The 17,120-nt window shown below is 61.9% G+C and carries 13 protein-coding genes and 3 pseudogenes; 7 read left to right on the top strand and 9 right to left on the bottom strand.

All coding sequences use genetic code 11. The features are described 5' to 3' along the window. Positions 1-19: 19 nt before the first annotated feature. Genes PCOSP_RS13270 through PCOSP_RS13260 form a run of 3 tightly spaced genes read left to right on the top strand, consistent with a single transcriptional unit; the run spans position 20 to position 2,394 of the window. On the top strand, positions 20-841 hold the full coding sequence (locus PCOSP_RS13270) for a molybdenum cofactor biosynthesis F family protein (protein WP_464711618.1): 822 nt from the start codon (positions 20-22) through the stop codon (positions 839-841). Beyond that, positions 834-1,637: an SDR family NAD(P)-dependent oxidoreductase gene (locus tag PCOSP_RS13265; protein ID WP_464711617.1), complete on the top strand. Its 804-nt coding sequence runs from the start codon at positions 834-836 to the stop codon at positions 1,635-1,637. Before PCOSP_RS13270 ends, PCOSP_RS13265 begins: the two co-directional genes overlap by 8 nt. Continuing rightward, positions 1,627-2,394, top strand: coding sequence for an SDR family oxidoreductase (locus tag PCOSP_RS13260; protein WP_464711615.1), 768 nt, complete (start codon positions 1,627-1,629; stop codon positions 2,392-2,394). Before PCOSP_RS13265 ends, PCOSP_RS13260 begins: the two co-directional genes overlap by 11 nt. A gap of 427 nt (positions 2,395-2,821) precedes the next feature. Here the strand turns inward: PCOSP_RS13260 and feaR are convergent, their stop codons facing one another. The 3 genes from feaR to PCOSP_RS13245 form a co-directional block, all read right to left on the bottom strand. Further along, complete coding sequence (gene feaR / locus PCOSP_RS13255; protein WP_464711613.1) at positions 2,822-3,784, bottom strand: transcriptional regulator FeaR; 963 nt, start codon at positions 3,782-3,784, stop codon at positions 2,822-2,824. A 123-nt stretch (positions 3,785-3,907) separates the two neighbouring features. Beyond that, a complete protein-coding gene (locus tag PCOSP_RS13250; protein WP_464711611.1) occupies positions 3,908-4,528 on the bottom strand; it encodes a DUF3156 family protein in 621 nt (206 codons plus the stop codon). Beyond that, entirely contained in the window at positions 4,473-5,972 is a 1,500-nt protein-coding gene (locus PCOSP_RS13245) for an APC family permease (RefSeq protein ID WP_464711610.1), read from the bottom strand. The genes PCOSP_RS13250 and PCOSP_RS13245 overlap by 56 nt, the downstream gene beginning before the upstream one ends. A 31-nt stretch (positions 5,973-6,003) precedes the next feature. Between PCOSP_RS13245 and PCOSP_RS13240 the strand changes: the two genes are divergently transcribed. Beyond that, positions 6,004-6,195 carry a hypothetical protein gene (locus PCOSP_RS13240; RefSeq protein WP_139642350.1) on the top strand — a complete coding sequence of 64 codons (192 nt, stop codon included), beginning with the start codon at positions 6,004-6,006 and terminating at the stop codon, positions 6,193-6,195. Positions 6,196-6,261: 66 nt separating this feature from the next. Next, the gene (locus tag PCOSP_RS13235) at positions 6,262-7,590 is read left to right on the top strand and encodes an alginate export family protein (RefSeq protein ID WP_464711608.1); all 1,329 of its coding nucleotides are present in this window, start codon (positions 6,262-6,264) and stop codon (positions 7,588-7,590) included. Positions 7,591-7,629: 39 nt separating this feature from the next. Here PCOSP_RS13235 and PCOSP_RS13230 read toward each other — a convergent pair whose 3' ends face one another. Continuing rightward, positions 7,630-8,601, bottom strand: coding sequence for a methyl-accepting chemotaxis protein (locus tag PCOSP_RS13230; RefSeq protein ID WP_464711607.1), 972 nt, complete (start codon positions 8,599-8,601; stop codon positions 7,630-7,632). 207 nt (positions 8,602-8,808) lie between these two features. Here PCOSP_RS13230 and PCOSP_RS13225 point away from each other — a divergent pair. Beyond that, positions 8,809-10,295: pseudogene (locus PCOSP_RS13225) on the top strand (aldehyde dehydrogenase family protein). 38 nt (positions 10,296-10,333) lie between these two features. On the opposite strand, the pseudogene PCOSP_RS13220 reads toward PCOSP_RS13225, so the two are convergent. The 5 genes and pseudogenes from PCOSP_RS13220 to PCOSP_RS13200 form a co-directional block, all read right to left on the bottom strand. Beyond that, a pseudogene (locus PCOSP_RS13220) lies at positions 10,334-10,807 on the bottom strand (methyl-accepting chemotaxis protein); the annotation flags it as partial. 114 nt (positions 10,808-10,921) lie between these two features. Continuing rightward, positions 10,922-11,599, bottom strand: a pseudogene (locus PCOSP_RS13215) (PAS domain-containing protein); the annotation flags it as partial. 229 nt (positions 11,600-11,828) lie between these two features. After that, a complete protein-coding gene (locus tag PCOSP_RS13210; RefSeq protein WP_175386084.1) occupies positions 11,829-12,197 on the bottom strand; it encodes a fe2+ zn2+ uptake regulation protein in 369 nt (122 codons plus the stop codon). A 100-nt stretch (positions 12,198-12,297) separates the two neighbouring features. Further along, positions 12,298-13,719 carry a diaminobutyrate--2-oxoglutarate transaminase gene (locus PCOSP_RS13205; RefSeq protein WP_139642342.1) on the bottom strand — a complete coding sequence of 474 codons (1,422 nt, stop codon included), beginning with the start codon at positions 13,717-13,719 and terminating at the stop codon, positions 12,298-12,300. A 107-nt stretch (positions 13,720-13,826) separates the two neighbouring features. Continuing rightward, positions 13,827-15,893: a TonB-dependent receptor gene (locus tag PCOSP_RS13200; protein ID WP_175386083.1), complete on the bottom strand. Its 2,067-nt coding sequence runs from the start codon at positions 15,891-15,893 to the stop codon at positions 13,827-13,829. Between the two features lie 247 nt (positions 15,894-16,140). Between PCOSP_RS13200 and PCOSP_RS13195 the strand changes: the two genes are divergently transcribed. Further along, positions 16,141-17,118: a TauD/TfdA family dioxygenase gene (locus PCOSP_RS13195; protein ID WP_139642338.1), complete on the top strand. Its 978-nt coding sequence runs from the start codon at positions 16,141-16,143 to the stop codon at positions 17,116-17,118. Positions 17,119-17,120: the final 2 nt, after the last annotated feature.

Genomic DNA, 17,120 nt, shown 5'->3' with positions numbered 1-17,120 from the left:
ATCCAACCGGAGCCTTGCAATGAGCACATCTACAGACTGGATCACCGTCGGCGCCCTGGCCGATGGCTTTGCCCCAGAAGCCTTCATCCTGCCAAACCTGGCGGACCTGAGCGGCAAGACCTTCACCCTGAATTTCGCCAATGGCTGGCAGATCGAGCATCGATTCGAGCAAGAAACGTTGTCGTGGCACGCGACCGATGGGCACTCCAGCGGCACGGCACCGTATCGGGCCACGTCGGTGCGCCCGGGCTTGTACCTGGTGGACTTCCTCAAGGGCGAAGGCGCGCAAACCCTGTCGGTCAGCCTGGTGCTCGATACCGCCAACGCGGCGTTCACTGCGGTGATCGGCCGCATGCCCGAGCAGGCACAAACCCGCGAAGGACTGTACGGGCGTGCATTGGCCGGTCAGCCGCTGACGGCTGTCGGTGTCGAATTTCTCCATGGCAGCCTTGATCGCCCTTGGCAGCCAGGCCTCTGCCCGCATGCCCCGAGCACGGAGCTGGTGGGCCTGCGCAACCTGTATCGCTACAGCCCGAGTGAAGTCTACGAACACATTTACCTCAACGACCGGTTCTATGCCTGGCAGTGCCTCAAGGGCGTGGAGCAAGGCCTGTGCGACACCGATCGATGCGACACCTACAAGGTCGCCGATGAGTTGTACCTGTTCGTCTGGCGGGAAAAGATCATCCCGACCCTCGGCCTGGTGCTGATCGACCTGCAACAGCATCGCAGTGACGGCAAGATTTTCGGCTACGCCGGGGTGTCGTTCGATGAGTTTTCCAACTTCCCGGTCAGTTCCTACTGTCAGGTCCTCAACCGCACGGAGTATCCCGATGTCTGAATCTCGCACCGTGGTGATTACCGGCGCCGGCACCGGGATCGGCGCCGCTTGTGCCCGTTTGCACGCGGCCGAAGGCGCCAATCTGGTGTTGATTGGCCGACGCCGCGAGCCCCTGGAGCAACTGGCCGCAGAGATCGGCGGCCTGGTGCTGGTGGGCGATGCGGCTTGCCCGGCGACCTGGGACGGTTTCGTCGCACAGATTCGCCAGCGCTTCGGCCGACTCGATGTGTTGCTGGCCTGTGCCGGTGGCATGGGCCAGGGCAGCGCCACCGAGACCAGCCCACAGGCCTGGGACGCGGCCATGCGCAGCAACCTCGACAGCGCGTTCTACAGCGCACGGGCTTGCTTGCCACTGCTTCAGGAAAGCGCAGGCAACATTGTGCTGGTGGCTTCCATTGCGTCATTGGCAGCGGGGCCGCAGGTTTGCGGCTACACCACCGCCAAGCACGCGCTGCTGGGCCTGAACCGCTCCTTGGCGCGGGATTACGGGCCAAAAGGCGTGCGGGTCAATGCCGTCTGTCCAGGCTGGGTCCGCACACCGATGGCCGATGAGGAAATGCAGGTATTGATGCAGTTCCATGGCGAAACGCTGCAACAGGCCTACGCCCGGGTCTGCGCCGACGTGCCGTTGCGCCGGCCAGCCAGCGCCGAGGAAATTGCCCATATCTGTCGCTTCCTGGCTTGCCCGGACGCGTCGATCATCACCGGCGCGGCGCTGGTGGCCGATGGCGGTTCCAGCATCGTCGACGTGCCGACACTGGCCTTCAGCCGAATGGAGATACCCCATGCCGGATGATCTGGATTTCACAGGTAAGACGGTACTGGTGACTGGCGGTGCCCAAGGCATTGGCCGGGCCATTGTCGAAGGCTTCGCCTGGCGCGGGGCCTGCGTGGTGATCGCCGACCTGGGCCTGACACGGGCCGAAACGCTCGCCGATGAATTGACTGCCGAGGGCTGTCGGGTGGAAGCCGTCGGCGTTGATCTGGCTGACGCCACGGCGATTGCTGCGATGATGGCCGGGCTGGAGCAGCGCCTGGGACGGCTGGATGTGCTGGTGCACAACGCCGGGTACTTTCCGCTGACGGCTTTCGAGCAGATTACGCCGGCGGTACTGGAACGGACGCTGGCGGTGAACCTGTCGGCGCTGTTCTGGCTGACCCAGGCGGCGCTGCCGATGTTCCGGCGCCAGGGCCAAGGTTGTGTGCTGGTGACTTCATCGGTCACCGGCCCACGGGTGGCGTATCCGGGGCTCAGCCATTACGCCGCGTCCAAAGCCGGGGTCAATGGTTTCATTCGCAACGCGGCGCTGGAACTGGCGGCTGAGAATGTCCGGGTCAACGGCGTCGAACCCGGCATGATCGCGACACCGGCCATGGCCAACCTCGGTGACGATGACCTCAACCAGGACATCGCCCGGCGGGTCCCTCTGGGGCGCTTGGGCAAACCGGCCGACATCGCCGACGCCATGCTGTTCCTGGCGTCCGACCTGGCCAGCTATGTGACTGGCCAGACCCTGGTGGTCGACGGCGGCTCGACCTTGCCGGAGGTTTGAAGCGGGGTTGGCTTGCGGTGGTGGTGACAGAACCACCGCCATCGCGAGCAGGCTCGCTCCCACATGGGTTCCAGGTGTTCACCGCAATCGCACAGCACCACAACCCCTTTGTGGGAGCGGGCTTGCTCGCGAAAGCGGTGTATCTGTCACAGAGATGTTGAATGTGCCGCCGCCTTCGCGGGCTAGCCCGGCTCCCACAGGTTCAGCTGTGTCCCCAATGCCGCACACACCACAACTCCCCTGTGGGAGCGGGCTTGCTCGTGAAAGCGGTGTATCTGTCACAGAGATGTTGAATGTGCCGCCGTCATCGCGGGCAAGCCCGGCTCCCACAGGTTCAGCTGTGTCCCCAATGCCGCACACACCACAACTCCCCTGTGGGAGCGAGCCTGCTCGCGATGGCGGTAGTTCGGCCAACAACCATCCCGCCTCAAACCATCCCCAAGGCCTGCTGCAGGTGGCTGGAGCGAAAATCCTTGGGTGACTGTTCGAACTGCTTCTTGAACGAACGGCTGAAGTGAGCCGAGTCGGTGAACCCCCATTTATAGGCGATCGAGGTAATGGATTCGTCCCGCAGGAACGGGTTGCTCAGGTCATCGGCACTGCGCTTGAGCCGTGCCCGCTGGATGTAGCGGCAGACGCTGTCATCCTGCTCTTCGAACAAACGGTACAGGTGCCGCACCGAGATGTTCAGGCGATTGGCCAACCCGACCGGGCTCAGGCCGGGCTGGCTCAAGGATTCGTCGATGACCTTCTGCACATAGCTGCGCAGATGGCTGCCCTGCAGCGACACAGCGTCATCGCGGGCATCGGTGGTGTGTTCCAGCGCCGACCCCAGCAGCGAGACAAACGCATTCTGCAAGGCTTCCCCCTCACCCGCCACGCCCTCGCCGTCCGGGGTGTCCTTGCACAACTGATCCATCAGCACATGCAGCATCCGCCCGCAGGCCTTGCTCGAAGAGACCTTGCCGAAGGTCTCGGTCTCTGCGCCCAGTTGTCTCGACACATCCTGGCGAGACAAGGACAGCACGGCGTGCTCGATCAAGCCGAACGGGCTGATCTCAAGCGAGCCGGCCGAATCCATCAACAGCAGCTCACCGGGGGCCAGTTGGATGCTCAGGCCGTTCTGGGTGATGCGGCAGTAACCACTGCGCTGACTGACCAGCAGGCAATCCTGATCATCGTCGTGATCCGGATTGGGTGAATGGCGCTTGATGGAGCCGGCGTTGGTGCGCAGGTTGGAAAGGGATAGGCCGCCACGGCAGAAATTCGATACCTGACCGATGAACAACGCACGATTAAACGCCAACTCCGTCTCGAAGTGACCGCAAGTGGCGCGCAGATCCCGGTTCCAGGATTCCAGCCCGTCTTGCCCAACCTGTTGCATGCTCATGGCGCTCTCCGCAGTGGCTTATTGTTTTTGTACGGCAATAGTTAACATGTTATCTATATGCACGCAACAAGTACCTGATCGCCAGAGCAGTAGCAGGATTGATGCCAGGGCATCACAACAGAATCAAAGGTTCCTCAAGACCCGTTGCAAGCCGCTCAAGACCGTCAGCAACGCCCTGCGCTGCTCGTGTCCGATAGGAATGTAACGACGAAACGCCGGCATGCGGTTGACCACCTCGCTGCCGCCCATGTGCTCCAGGCACACACGCCATTCGCGCCCTTGCAGCTCGATGCGCAAGCGCTTGAAGTCCAGTGGCATGAGCGCCTGATACAACGCCGGGTCCTGCTCTACAGCCTCCTGTAACCGGGCCGCCAACGCCGTGTCCCCGCCCCGCGGCCGGCAGCGAATGCCATTGCGGCGAATGGCCCCGCCATGGTGCAGTTCCAGGCGCGCCATGCCCTCTATCGATGCCGGCACACGCAGCACGAACTCAGTCATCACCAGGTGCATCAGGAGCTGTGACTCGGTGCGTTCGACAACCTCCAGACGAAGGCTGCCGTCGTCGGTGACCAGCGTCGCCGACGCCGGCCCCGATAACTCGAATCGAGCCAACCCGAGGTTGCGCCGCAGATATTCCAGGGTTACCCCAGGCCGATAACCGGCCGGGACCCGGCTGGCGCTGAACAGCTCAGACAGTTTTTGCAGCACGCTCGTCAAACGCATCGACAGGTTGCCCTGGTTCATGGGAAAACTCCTTGGCCAGCACGTCTTCCACCGACGCCGGCGTGAATGGATTGACCTTCTGCACCACCAGGGTCCAGAACAACGCATAGGCTGCGGTGCCACCGAGCATCACCGCGAACGGGATGTAGATGTCCGCCGGGTTCATGCCCGGTGGCGTGATGAACCACATGCCCAACACGATGCCGACGCTGGACAGGATCTGTGGCAACGGGAACCACGGCGAGCGATAGGCCCGTGGCAGGTCGGGCCGACGGATCCGCAGGCTGACCACCGACACGGTCACCAGCAGGTAGGCAAAACTCCAGGCACACACCGCCGCCAATACCAGGTGCATGATGTTGTCGGTGTTGCCGCCGAGCCACAGCGCGTGCAGGCAAGGAATCAGCACCGCCACCACGATGCACAGTAGCGGCGTCTTGAAGCGCGGGTGCAGGTAGGTAAAGACCTTCGGCAGAGCACCGTCCACCGCCATTCCATAAAGAATCCGCGGCACGCCGGCCATCAGGGTGTTGATGGTCGCAGCGCCGGCAAACAGAAAGCCGATCCCCAGCCATATCGGGCCGATATCACCCATGACCTGTTCGGCGAAGCGCGGAATCGCCATGGGCGTGTCCAGCAGGTGCACGCCGCTGGCAGCGTCCAGCAGCACGTTTTCCACCTGGCGTTTCATGGCTGCGCCGTAGATGAACATGCACGAAGCGACACCCAACAAGCCCAGCACCATCGCCCTGGGCATGACCTTGGCCGAGTTGCGCAGGTCCGGCGCCAATGGCGTCACGAACTCGCAACCGACAAACATGAACATTGCCATGCCCACCAGCGACAATATGGTGATCAGGTCAGTGCCCACCAGCGAGACGCCGAACCAGCCCTCCAGTTGCACCGCCGGCGCGGCGATCAGGCCCAGCACACCGAACACCATCAACGTGGTCCACATGCCGAAGGTCAGGATGATCTCGGCCCTGCCAAACGCGCTGACACCGAAAGCGTTGAGGACCCCGAAGACGATGACGAAGCCGACCCCAAGCAGCCAGGAGCCCCCGGCGGACTCGGCCAGGGTGTTCAGGTGTTCGAAGTTCACCAGTGCCATGACCCCGGAAAGAATGGTCTCGGCGGTGCCGGCGAACACGTGCACGATCAGATAGGCCGACAGCGTGCCGGTGATCGCAAAGAAGCGCCCCATGCCACAGTTGATGTAGTCATAGACCGAACCGGTGGTGGGCAGGATCGACGCGGCCTCGGCGAACGTGGTCGCCTGGGCCAGCATCATCACCACGGCGATCAGCATGGCCACGGCAAACGCGCTGCCGCCGATACCGAAACCCATGGTCGCGGTGAGAATCACCGGGCTGGCCATGATCAGGCCAATGGTGCTGGCCAGGGCGGTGGGAAAGCCCACCGTGCCCCGGTTCAAGTGGGCGGTGAGCCGGTCATTGATCGACATGGTGCAGATCCTCGAGAAGCGGATTTTTAGTATGGATGCCACCGCCGTCCAGGAGCCGGCATTCGAGCCCCCCAGCCAGTCCCTGATCGAAACGGCGTTGCGTGCAGCCTCACTTTGCGCCGCGCCGTCCCGGGCGTCTTGCCCATGTCTGCCGCCGGTTTTGTTGCTGCCTGCCAGCGTCCGTCACCTGGCGGGCTGGGTCAATTCCCTGGCAGCCAGGTGAAAGACTTCCCCGCCCCCCGCTCGCCTTAATGCGTGCTCTGCCATCCAACCACACTGGGGAAACACCATGGAGCACACACATCACACACCACCGCTGCGCCACGCCATTGGCCTGGGCATCGCCTTGCTGGTCGCCGGGCCGTCGGTCCAGGCCTATGAGCTTTACGCCGACGAAGACACCACTGTCACCGGTAACTTCCTGGCGGTCTACGGGATGTTCAACAGCCGCAAGAACTACGACGGCAACACCGGCGGTTCGAGCTGGCGGGAAGGTTTCATCAAGTATGGCCTGAGTATCGAGCAGACACTCGCAAGCATGGGCAGTGTCTACGGCACGGCCAATATGGTCAGCTCCGGCACCTGGGGCGACGGCGATCCGGCCGGCCTGAGCGACGGTTCCGAACGCACCACCCAGTTCGATGAAGCCTTCGCCGGCTGGCGTTCGGGGGATCTGTTTCCGGTGCTGGGCAAGGATGGCGTCGACCTGTCCTATGGTCGCCAGGTGATCACCCTGGGCGATGGTTTCATCATCAACGACGACGGCTTGAACCTGGGCAAAGGCCCAGCGGATGGCGAGTTCAATCGGGGCGGCGCCTATTACCTGGCGGCCCGTCACGCCTTCGACAAGACCGCCGTGCTGCGCCTGGGCGGCAAGGAAGGCGTGCATGGCAGCCTGATGTGGATCAAGTCCGATAACCGCGCCCAGGCCAACACCGAAATGGCCGCCGGTACCCTGGAATACACCCGCGCGCCCGGCACCCTGGGCTTGACCTACATCCATGGCATCGACGTCGATGATCACTACGCCAGCGACTTCCAGAAGCAGCGCGAAGGCATGGACATCTACAGCCTGCGCGGCAGCGGCAACGCCGGCATCGAAAACGCTCACTTCGCCTTCGAATACGCCTGGCAGGACAAGGACGCCGGCCCGGAAAAAGCCTGGTACACCGAGGCCGGCTATACCTTCTCCGAGCTGCCCTGGACGCCGGACCTGACCTATCGCTACAGCCGCTACTCGCAGAACTGGGACTCGATGTTCAACGGCCTGAGCCGTGGCTACGGGACCTGGTTCCAGGGCGAAGTGGCCGGCAACTATTCCGGCCCGTTCAACAGCAATACCGCCATCCAGCACGTCGGCCTCAAGCTCAAGCCGGCGGAAACCGTGACCCTCGGCGCGCTGCTCTTCGACTACAAGACCCTGCACACCCGCCAGGCCTTGAACCTCGACGGCCGAGAGCTGGACCTGTATGTGGAATGGGCGCTGAACGAGCACCTGATCGTCACGCCGCTGGTGGGCCTGTACAAGCCGGAAAAGGACGAGAGCAACGGTGGCAATCAGGTGGGCAGCAACGGCACCAACGTCTACAGCCAACTGGTGGTGGCAGTGCCGTTCTGAACGCATCGGGAGCGGCCAGGACGGCGGCTCCCGATCCGCTTACTGTTTATGCTGATGCAGCATCGTCTGGATCTGATGCGTCGCCTGGCGGGTACTCTCCGCCAGCTTGCGCACCTCATCGGCTACCACGGAGAAGCCCCGTCCGACCTCCCCCGCCCTGGCGGCCTCGATCGCCGCGTTCAAGGCCAACAGGTTGGTCTGGTCGGCAATCCCCTTGATCACCCCCACCACCGTGGCGATCTGGGCGTAGGTGACCTGGTTCTGCTCCAACATGCGCTGGTGGGTGGATTGGGCCGAACGCTCATCACTGATGTCACGCACCGCGCCAATGACCCGCACCAGCCGCCCATGGGCATCCCGTACCGCGCGCCCGCGCTCACGGCACCAGATGTAGTCGCGGCTGTTGTGGCGCATGCGGTACTCGAAAACGTATTCGCCGCTGCCCTGGGAACCGAGGATCTCCCGGTCGAAAATCGCCATGATCTTCGGCAGGTCGTCCGGGTGGGTGATCCCCACCTGGGCATCCCAGCCATCGGGCAGCTCGTCTGGCCTGTAGCCCAGCAGCGAGCGGAACTGGCTGGAAAAACGCATGCCGCTGGCAGGGTGCTGAAGATCGCCATTGACCACCGTGATGTCCCAGCAGCCTTCGGTCAGGGTCGATTGCAGCAACTCCCAGATCTGCGCTTCCTGGCGTTGCTGCTGCAACTGCTGGCGGTATTCATCCAACTGCATCTGCAGTTCGCGTTCGCGCAACTCCGCTTGGGCCAGGTGCTGATGCACCGTTTCGAGTTCACGCTCGCCTTGCTGACTTCGGGCCACTTGCTCGCCCAACTGCTCTTCGAGTCGAAGAAAGCGCTCGGTGCCTTCCGCCATCTGTCGAGCGTGCCGGGCCAGGCACGCCCGCAGCTGCGGATACGCGTCGAGCACGGCTGTGTCGTCGGTTTCACCGGCCAGCGCCCGTTGCACCTGGGCGCTCAATGCCAGCTTCTGTCTGTTGGTCTGGAGAAACATCGCCCGCCCCTTTGCCCATCACGTCGAAACACCGATCTGACCGCAAACCGACGACGCTGGCTTGTTCCTGGCTGCAATGGGTTTTGCTCCTGGCTGCCAACGCCTCCCTGGCAGGCACAGACATACGTCACGGCAGGCACAGTCAAGCCGCGCCATCCGCCAGCGATTAACCTCGGGTTTTCTCTTGTTCGCGATCAGGAAACTCCCATGAGCGATATTGCCCTGCTGCCTCAGGTCGACGCCTTTCTCGGTCGGCGTCACGCCCTGTTCATCGACGGCCGCTACGTCGAAAGCCAAGGCGGCCAGACCCTGGACGTCATCAACCCCGCCACCGGTCAAGTCATCGCCCAGGTCAGCGACGCCATGGCTGCCGATATCGACGCGGCAGTGGAGTCGTCCCGGCGCGGCTTCAAGGAATGGTCCCAGACGGCACCGGCGGTCCGGGGCCATGTGTTGCTCAAGCTGGCTGACCTGATGGAGCAGAACCGCGAAGAACTGGCGCAGATCGAAACCTGCCAGTCGGGCAAGATCATTCACATTTCCCGCGCCTTCGAAGTCGACCAGGCCGCTCACTTCCTGCGCTACTACGCCGGCTGGGCCACCAAGATTGGCGGCCAGACCATCACCCCGTCGCTGCCCTCCTTCGCCGGTGAGCGCTACACCGCGTTCACCCTGCGCGAACCGGTCGGCGTGGTGGTGGGTATCGTGCCGTGGAATTTTTCCACCATGATCGCCATCTGGAAACTTGCCTCGGCGCTGGTGACTGGCTGCAGCGTCATCATCAAGCCCAGCGAATTCACGCCGCTGACCATCCTGCGCATCGCCGAACTGGCCATGCAGGCCGGCCTGCCGGCGGGCGCCCTGAACGTGCTCACCGGTGGGGGTCAGGTGGGTAAAGGCTTGATCGAGCACCCGGGCACCAACAAGGTTTCGTTCACTGGCTCCGTGCCGACCGGCATCGCGGTGGGCCAGACGGCGATGGGTGCGGGACTGACCCGTGCCACCCTGGAGCTGGGCGGCAAGAACGCGGCGGGGTTCCTGCCGGATGTGGATCCGGACGTGGCGGTCAACGGCATCATCGAAGCCGGTTTCCTGCACTCAGGGCAAATCTGCGCCGCAGCGGAACGGTTCTTCGTCCACCGCTCGCAGATCGAGCCAATCATGGACAAACTGGCCCAGCGCCTGGGCCAGCTCACCATCGGCTCCCCCTGGATGAAGGCACCCAGTTCGGCCCGGTCAGCAACCGCCCGCACCAACGCAAACTCGGCGAATGCTTCGCCAAGGCCCGGGCGCAGAACAACACCATCGTCCACGGCGGCAACCTGATCGAGGGGCCGGGCTGTTATGTCGAACCGACCATCATCCTCGCCCACCGTCGTGACGACACGTTGCTCCACGAAGAAACCTTCGGCCCCATCGCGACGTTCTTTCCCTACGACAGTGAGGAGGAACTGCTGGACCTGATGAACGACAGCCCATACGGCCTGAGCGCCAGCCTCTGGACCCAGAACTTGAGCAAGGCCCTGCGCATGGTACCGGCCATCGAAGCCGGCACCGTCTGGGTGAACATGCACACCCTGCTCGACCCGGCCGTGCCGTTCGGTGGCAGCAAAGCCTCGGGGATCGGCCGGGAGTTCGGTGGTGCCTTCATCGATGACTACACCGAACTCAAATCAGTGATGATTCGCTACTGAGGACCGCGGCCGCGTTCGCCCTGGAGATCCGGCTCGTCTCAACCCACCCAGCCGACTGCCGTCTTGGGAATGACATCGGACTCATCGAGCTTGGATGCAAACATGCTCACCGCTTCGAGTGCGTCCGTGGTGCCGGCCCTGATCTGCACGATGACCGATCCGGCCTGGTCGGCCAGGGTCACCCCGCGCAACGCCCCCTCATGGGTCACGCTCATGCTGGCGACCGCTTCGCGGGTTTCGGACAGGATCATGTTGATCATTTCCGCGATCTCCGACGTCGAGCGACTGGTACGCCCGGCCAGTTGCCTGACTTCGTCGGCCACCACCGCGAACCCCCGTCCCTGATCACCGGCCCGCGCCGCCTCGATGGCGGCGTTCAGGGCCAGCAGGTTGGTCTGCTCGGCAATGCCGCGAATGGTATTGACGATTGCCGTGATCTCTTCCGAACGAGCCCCCAGTTGCCCGACCAGGCGCGCGGAGGCACCGATGTTGTCGGCAATCTCGCGCATTTCCTTGGCCGTCTGATGGATCACCTGGGCGCCCTGCTCGGCGACCCTCTCGGTCTCGGCGGAGATGTGATAGGCACGGGACGCCCCTCGGGAATCTTCCTCGAACTTCTCCACCCGTTCGGTGATGTCGGTGGCGAACTTGACGATCTTGCTCAACTTGCCTTCAGCGTCGTAGACCGGGTTGTAACTCGCCTCCAGCCAGACCACCTTGCCGTGCTTGCCGATACGCTTGAACTGGCCGCTGAAAAACTCACCGGCGTTGAGACGGCGCCAGAAATCGCTGTACTCGGAACGGCTGACCAGCTCCGGTTCGCAAAACATCCGGTGATGCTTGCCCTTGAGCTCAGTCAGCGAGTAGTTCATGACGTGCAGGAAATTATCGTTTGCGGTCAGGATGTTGCCGCCCAGGTCAAACTCGATCACCGCCATGGCCCGGTCGAGCGCCGCCAGCCTGCCGCGGGTTTCGGCCTCGTTCGCGACTTTGGCCGTGACGTCCAGTGCGTACTTGACCACCTTCACGACGCGGCCATTTTCATCCTTTACAGGGTTGTAGCTGGCTTCCAGCCAGATGTGCTGGCCTTGTCCGCCGACGCGTTGAAAAGTGCCGGAAACGAACTGACCGGCACGCAACTGATTCCAGAATTCGCGATATTCAGCGCTGCCTGACAGCTTGGGGGTACAGAAGTCACGATGGGACAGGCCGCCCAACTGGTCCGCACGGTAACCCATCGTACTGAGAAAATTCTCATTGGCCCGAAGCAACTTGCCATCGGGGCTGAACTCGACAACGGCCATCGACCGTTCCAATGCACCAACCAATCCCTTGTAGGTTGCCAACTCGGCTGTCCTGGCCATCAGTTCGTTTTTTAGCGTTGAATTAAACATGACGTACCCCTCGACGAAACTACAAATCAGTCGGACCTTGTAGGGCTATCGACTCATCAGTCGGGGGCTTGATACCGCCTAACAAAATTATGTATTGACGTCAAGAAAGCATCGCAAGGACCCTAACGATCTAATCCGGTCAGCGGCTCGAGCACTGCTCCAGTATTGCGCTGGCCTCGCGGGTAAAGCGGTAGCTTTTGTCAGGCTGAAAAAGAATGACGCCCTCATCACACAACCGTCTGAGCACTTCACGGACACTGACAAGCGACAACTCGGCAGCAAACAGCCCCAGGTAGTGGTGCACCCCGCGCACGTTGATGGAACGCCCATCCCTGGCGGCAACGAGCAAGGCATCGATGACCTTGAGGCGGATCAGGCTGGTGCGCAGCCCGTAATGTCGCAGCAACTCACGGATGCTGTGACGGTCGTCTTCGGGGGGTTGTCGAGTGGCCGCTGTCTCGCCTTGTTTATGTGTAGCGGGAGACGCGGATGCGGAATGTCTGTACATGCGAATAGTCCTTTTCAAAATGTACGGGTAGCAAAAGTCCGGTGACCTCTTCCCAACCAAGGGGCTTGCCGTCCCTGTCGGCAAGCCCCTTGGGAGTCCTTTAGCGAACGGGACGCTCGTTGATCGTGCTGGCCGCTTGGAACAGGATTTGCGCGACGAAATCGATTTCCTGTTCGGTGATGATCAGCGGTGGCAAGAAGCGCACGGTCGCGCCATGGCGCCCGCCCAGTTCGACGATCAAGCCATGCTTCAGGCAGGCCTGCTGGAACGCCTTGGCCCGGGTAGTATCCGCCGGTGCATGCCCCTGCACGTCGACGGTGCCCTGTGGGTCAACGATTTCCATGCCCAGCATCAGCCCGCGCCCACGCACGTCGCCAATCCAGGCGAACTCGCTTTGCAGCGCCTGTAGCTGTTTGCGCAGGTGGGCGCCCACGGTTTCGGCATGCTTGACCAGGCCTTCATCGCGAATGAAGCGCAAGGTCGCGGTGCCGGCTGCCATGGCCAGCTGATTGCCGCGGAACGTGCCGGCGTGGGCGCCCGGTTGCCAGGTGTCCAGCGAATCGTTGTAGACCATCACCGCCAGCGGCAGGCCTCCGCCGATGGCCTTGGACAGGGTGATGACGTCCGGGGTGATCCCCGACTGCTCGAAGCCGAACATCCGGCCACTGCGGCCGATGCCGCACTGGATCTCGTCGACGATCAGCGGAATGCCGTGGGCCTGGGTCAAGCGGCGCAGTTCCTGGAGCCAGCGGTCCGGCGCGGCAATCACCCCGCCCTCGCCCTGGATCGGCTCCAGGATCATCGCCGCCGGGGCGGTCACGCCACTTTCCGGGTCATTGAGCAGATGCTCCAGATACCGCACGTTCAACGTCACGCCTTGGTCCCCGGCCACCCCGAACGGGCAACGGAAATCATGGGGATACGGCAAGCGTTGCACCCCCGGCGTCAGTGCGCCGAGGGCATTTTTCGGCGACAGGTTGCCGCTGATGGCCAGCGTGCCCAGGGTCATCCCGTGATAAGCGCCTTCGAACGCTAGCACCGAGTGGCGGCCGGTGGCGGTGCGGGTGAGCTTGAGCGCGGCTTCGACCGCGTCGGCACCGCTCGGGCCGCAGAATTGGATGCGGGCGTTACGGGCGAATTCGCTGGGCAGGCAGGCGAAGATCTCCTGGACGAAAGCGTCCTTGACCGGGGTCATGAGGTCGAGGGTGTGCATGGGCACGCCGGCCGCCATGACCTGGGTGATGGCTTCGACGATCACCGGGTGGTTATGACCCAGGGCCAGGGTGCCGGCGCCCGCCAGGCAGTCAACGAACACCTGCCCGCGGCTGTCCTGCACATAGATGCCATGGGCCCGTTCGAGCACCAGGGGAATGCGTCGCGGGTAGCTGCGGGCATTGGATTCCTGCTGTTGCTGGCGCTCCAGCAGCGGCGTCGGATCCAGGCAGTAAGGGCTCGACAGACCGGTGTGCAACAGGCGTAGCTGTGGCGCGCCACCCGTCGTGGCATTTGAAAAAGCGTTCATGATTTCCTCCATGGAGGCTGGGTTTGGAAGGGAACAACAGCCTGAAAACAAACATCCGTGACACGGCAAACCGGGCGCGGGAAGATTGCCTTCCCGCGCCCCTGGGCTTACATGTCGTAACGCAGGATCATGCCCAACGTGCGTGGTGCGCCGACGTCGATAATGTCGTCGCTGCGGTTGTTGGTGACATATTCCTTGTCGAACGCGTTCTTGACGTAGGCGGACACGGCGACGTTCTTGGTGAGCTTGTACTCGGTGTTGAAGTTGACCAGTACGTAGTTGTCGCTCCGACGCTCACCGGTGACCTTGCCGTTGGAATCGAATTCGTATTCCGAAGGCGCAGTGCTTTGATAGGTCACGTCCGTACCGAACATCAGGCGGTCGTCGTAGTGATAGACACCGCCCACCGACATCTTGTACTTGGGCGAAGCGAGGAACGATTCGCCGCTCATGTCCTGCCCCCTACCGGTGACGAAGTCTTTGTACTTGCCATCGGTGATGGAACCACCCATGTTCAGCGTCAGCTGTTCGGTGACATCTTTCTCGACGAATACCTCCAGGCCTTTGATGTCACTGCGACCGGCGTTGAAGACATCAATGAACTGACTGCCGGTGCGCCGCACGCTGACCTGTTGATCCTTCCAGTCGGTGTAGTACAGATTGGCGCGGGTACGTAGCGTCTTGTCAAAGAACGAACCACGGTAAGACAGCTCGTAGTTGGTGGTGTACTCCGGGTCATAGGCCTGGTGACCGCTACCGGCGCGTACGTTGACGCCTCCGCCGCGATAGCCTTTTTGAACAGTGAAACCGAGGTATTGATCCGTGGCCAGTTCGTAGTCGATACCGAGTTTAGGTAGCAAAGCGTCAAACGACTTCTTAACTTGGGCTGCGCTGGAAAAGGTATCTTCTTCGACGTCGGTATCATTCGTCTCGTGGTCGTAGCGCAGGCCGGTAATCAATGTCCAGCGCGGGGCGAACGTCCAGTTGACTTCACCGAACACCGCCTTGTTCTCGATTTTGGTCTCACCTTTGACGCTGCCATTGTCCACGGGATCAGTAGCAAGTAACCGATCATGGAACTTGTTCGTGTTATGCCCGTAGTAGGCACCAACGACACTTTTCAGTGTGTCCGAGGCGTAATTCAGACGCAGCTCCTGACTGAACAGATCACCCTCGTGCTTACGCAGAATTACGTCATTACTCAGAGCGGTCTGATCAGAGTCCAGACGGTTACTGTAGTCAGAGCTGGTATTGGCCGTTAGGCTCGTCAACGTCCAGGCATCATTCAGACGATAGTCCACCTTGGCGCTGAGGGTGTCCTGCTTGAGATTGTCGAAAGCCTCGGTGTTGGAGGAGATATCGTAATAGCTGGGTTTGCCATCAGCACCGCGCATCGTCGAGCGGTCGCCCTGGCGGTGTTCGCTATGGGCGTAGGTCAACAAAACATCTGTATCGTCATTCGGCAGGATCAGCAATTTGCCACGTGTGTTGCTGGTGCGATGCGGGTTGGCGTCCTTATCGAGCGCGGTGTTGCGGATGTAGCCGTCGCCGTCGGTATAGTCCACAGCAATCCGGCCGGCGATCTTATCATCGACGATCGCGCCACCACCTGCTACGGCCGCCCCATGCTCACCATAGTTCCCCATACTGGTTTGCGCCGAGAAGCTGGGCTGGAACGTCGGTTTCTTGGTCTCGATCACCACTGCACCAGCCAGGGAGTTACGACCTTGGGTAGTGGATTGCGGGCCGAGGAAGACTTCGACCTGCTCGGCATCCCAGAGCGGTACCGGGCTTAAGGTTAGCGCCCGACTCGGTTGCACGGCACCGTCGACATACACCGAGATTGGTCCATTGATGGTTGCCGGCCCTTGGTCGTCAAACCCCGACACCGGCACGCCACGAATCCCCCAGGTTTCATTGTCCGCCTGGCTATAGACACCCGGTGTACGAGCGAACAGGTCCACAAGGTTCTTATCGTTGTGCTCACGCAGCTTCTCTTCGGTAACCACCACAACGCTGGACTGGGTCTGCTCCAGGGTACGGTTGATTTTCTCACCCGTCACAGTGATCGGAGCGATCTCCACGGCAGTGGACTCTTCCGCTGCCCATGCACAGTTGCCGAGGCCGATTGCCGACCCCACAGCCAACGCAATTGTATTCTTTTTGAAATTCAAGCCCCGCACCCCTGCGACAGATATTTTTGGTTTTTTTGAGCTGGCCGAACGCTGTTTGGCGCCAGCGGAGCGGAGTCTAATCCAAAAAAAAAATTAAATAAATAGTATTGATAATCTCTCTCATTTGTACCTAGTATGTCGTCCTGTATTAGATCCAAAACACTACAGACGAGTCCTACAGAGGCGCCTGGCGCGCCATCTTCAGGTCTCGTAACGGGTCGAAAAAGATAGAAGAGGATGTGCAAGGATGACCTCAATCGAACACCTGGACAGGCGTTCCGAGCCTTTTTCAATGACTTCCACGGACGGCGGTGAACACTCGTTGCCCGTGTTGGTGCAGGCGACGCCTGGGCAGTCGATTCACGATTTGGACGCCTCGCTGCGCGACATCCTGCCCCATGTGCTGAACACCGTGGGCGGGGTCTTGCTTCGCGGCTTCAACGTGGCGACCCCGATCGACTTTAAGCGCTTCGCCGCCAGCTTCGGTGCCCCCCTGGCCAGCTACGAATTCGGCTCCACGCCGCGCAGTAAAGTCTTCGCCGGGGTGTACAGCTCCACGGAATACCCGGCCCATCAGTTCATCCCCCTGCACAACGAGCAGGCCTATACCCGACCCTGGCCTTCGCGCATCTGGTTCCACTGCATCAAGGCCAGTGAAACCGGCGGCGAGACGCCGATTGCCGACAGTCGCCTGATCTACCAGCGCATGCCCACCGAGATCCGCGAGCTGTTCGCCAGCCGCGAGCTGCTTTACGTGCGCAACTACAGCGGCGCCCTGGACCTGCCCTGGCAGAAAGTCTTCAACACCGAGGACCGGGCCCAGGTCGAACGCTACTGCCAGGACAACGACATCGAGTGGGAATGGAAAGCCGACGGTGACCTGCGCACCCGTCAGCGTTGCGCGGCGGTGCAGCAGCATCCCGAGACCGGCGAGTGGGTCTGGTTCAACCAGGCTCACTTGTTCCATGTGTCGGCCATCGAACCGAGCGTACGCGCCAGCCTCCTGGCCGCCGTGGGTGAAGAGAACCTGCCGCGCCATGTGTATTTCGGCGACGGCTCGGCCATCCCCGACGAGATGCTCGACCGCGTGCGCGAGGTCTACCGCCAGACCGCCGTCAGCTTCCCCTGGCAGCCCGGCGACGTGCTGATGCTCGATAACCGACTGGTCGCACACGGTCGCAATCCTTACACCGGTGACCGCAAGGTCATCGTGGCCATGGCGTGAAT

The organism is Pseudomonas sp. MAFF 730105 (assembly GCF_055380705.1).
Note: the sequence above shows the minus strand (reverse complement) of the source record. Positions and strands in the feature narration are given on the sequence as shown.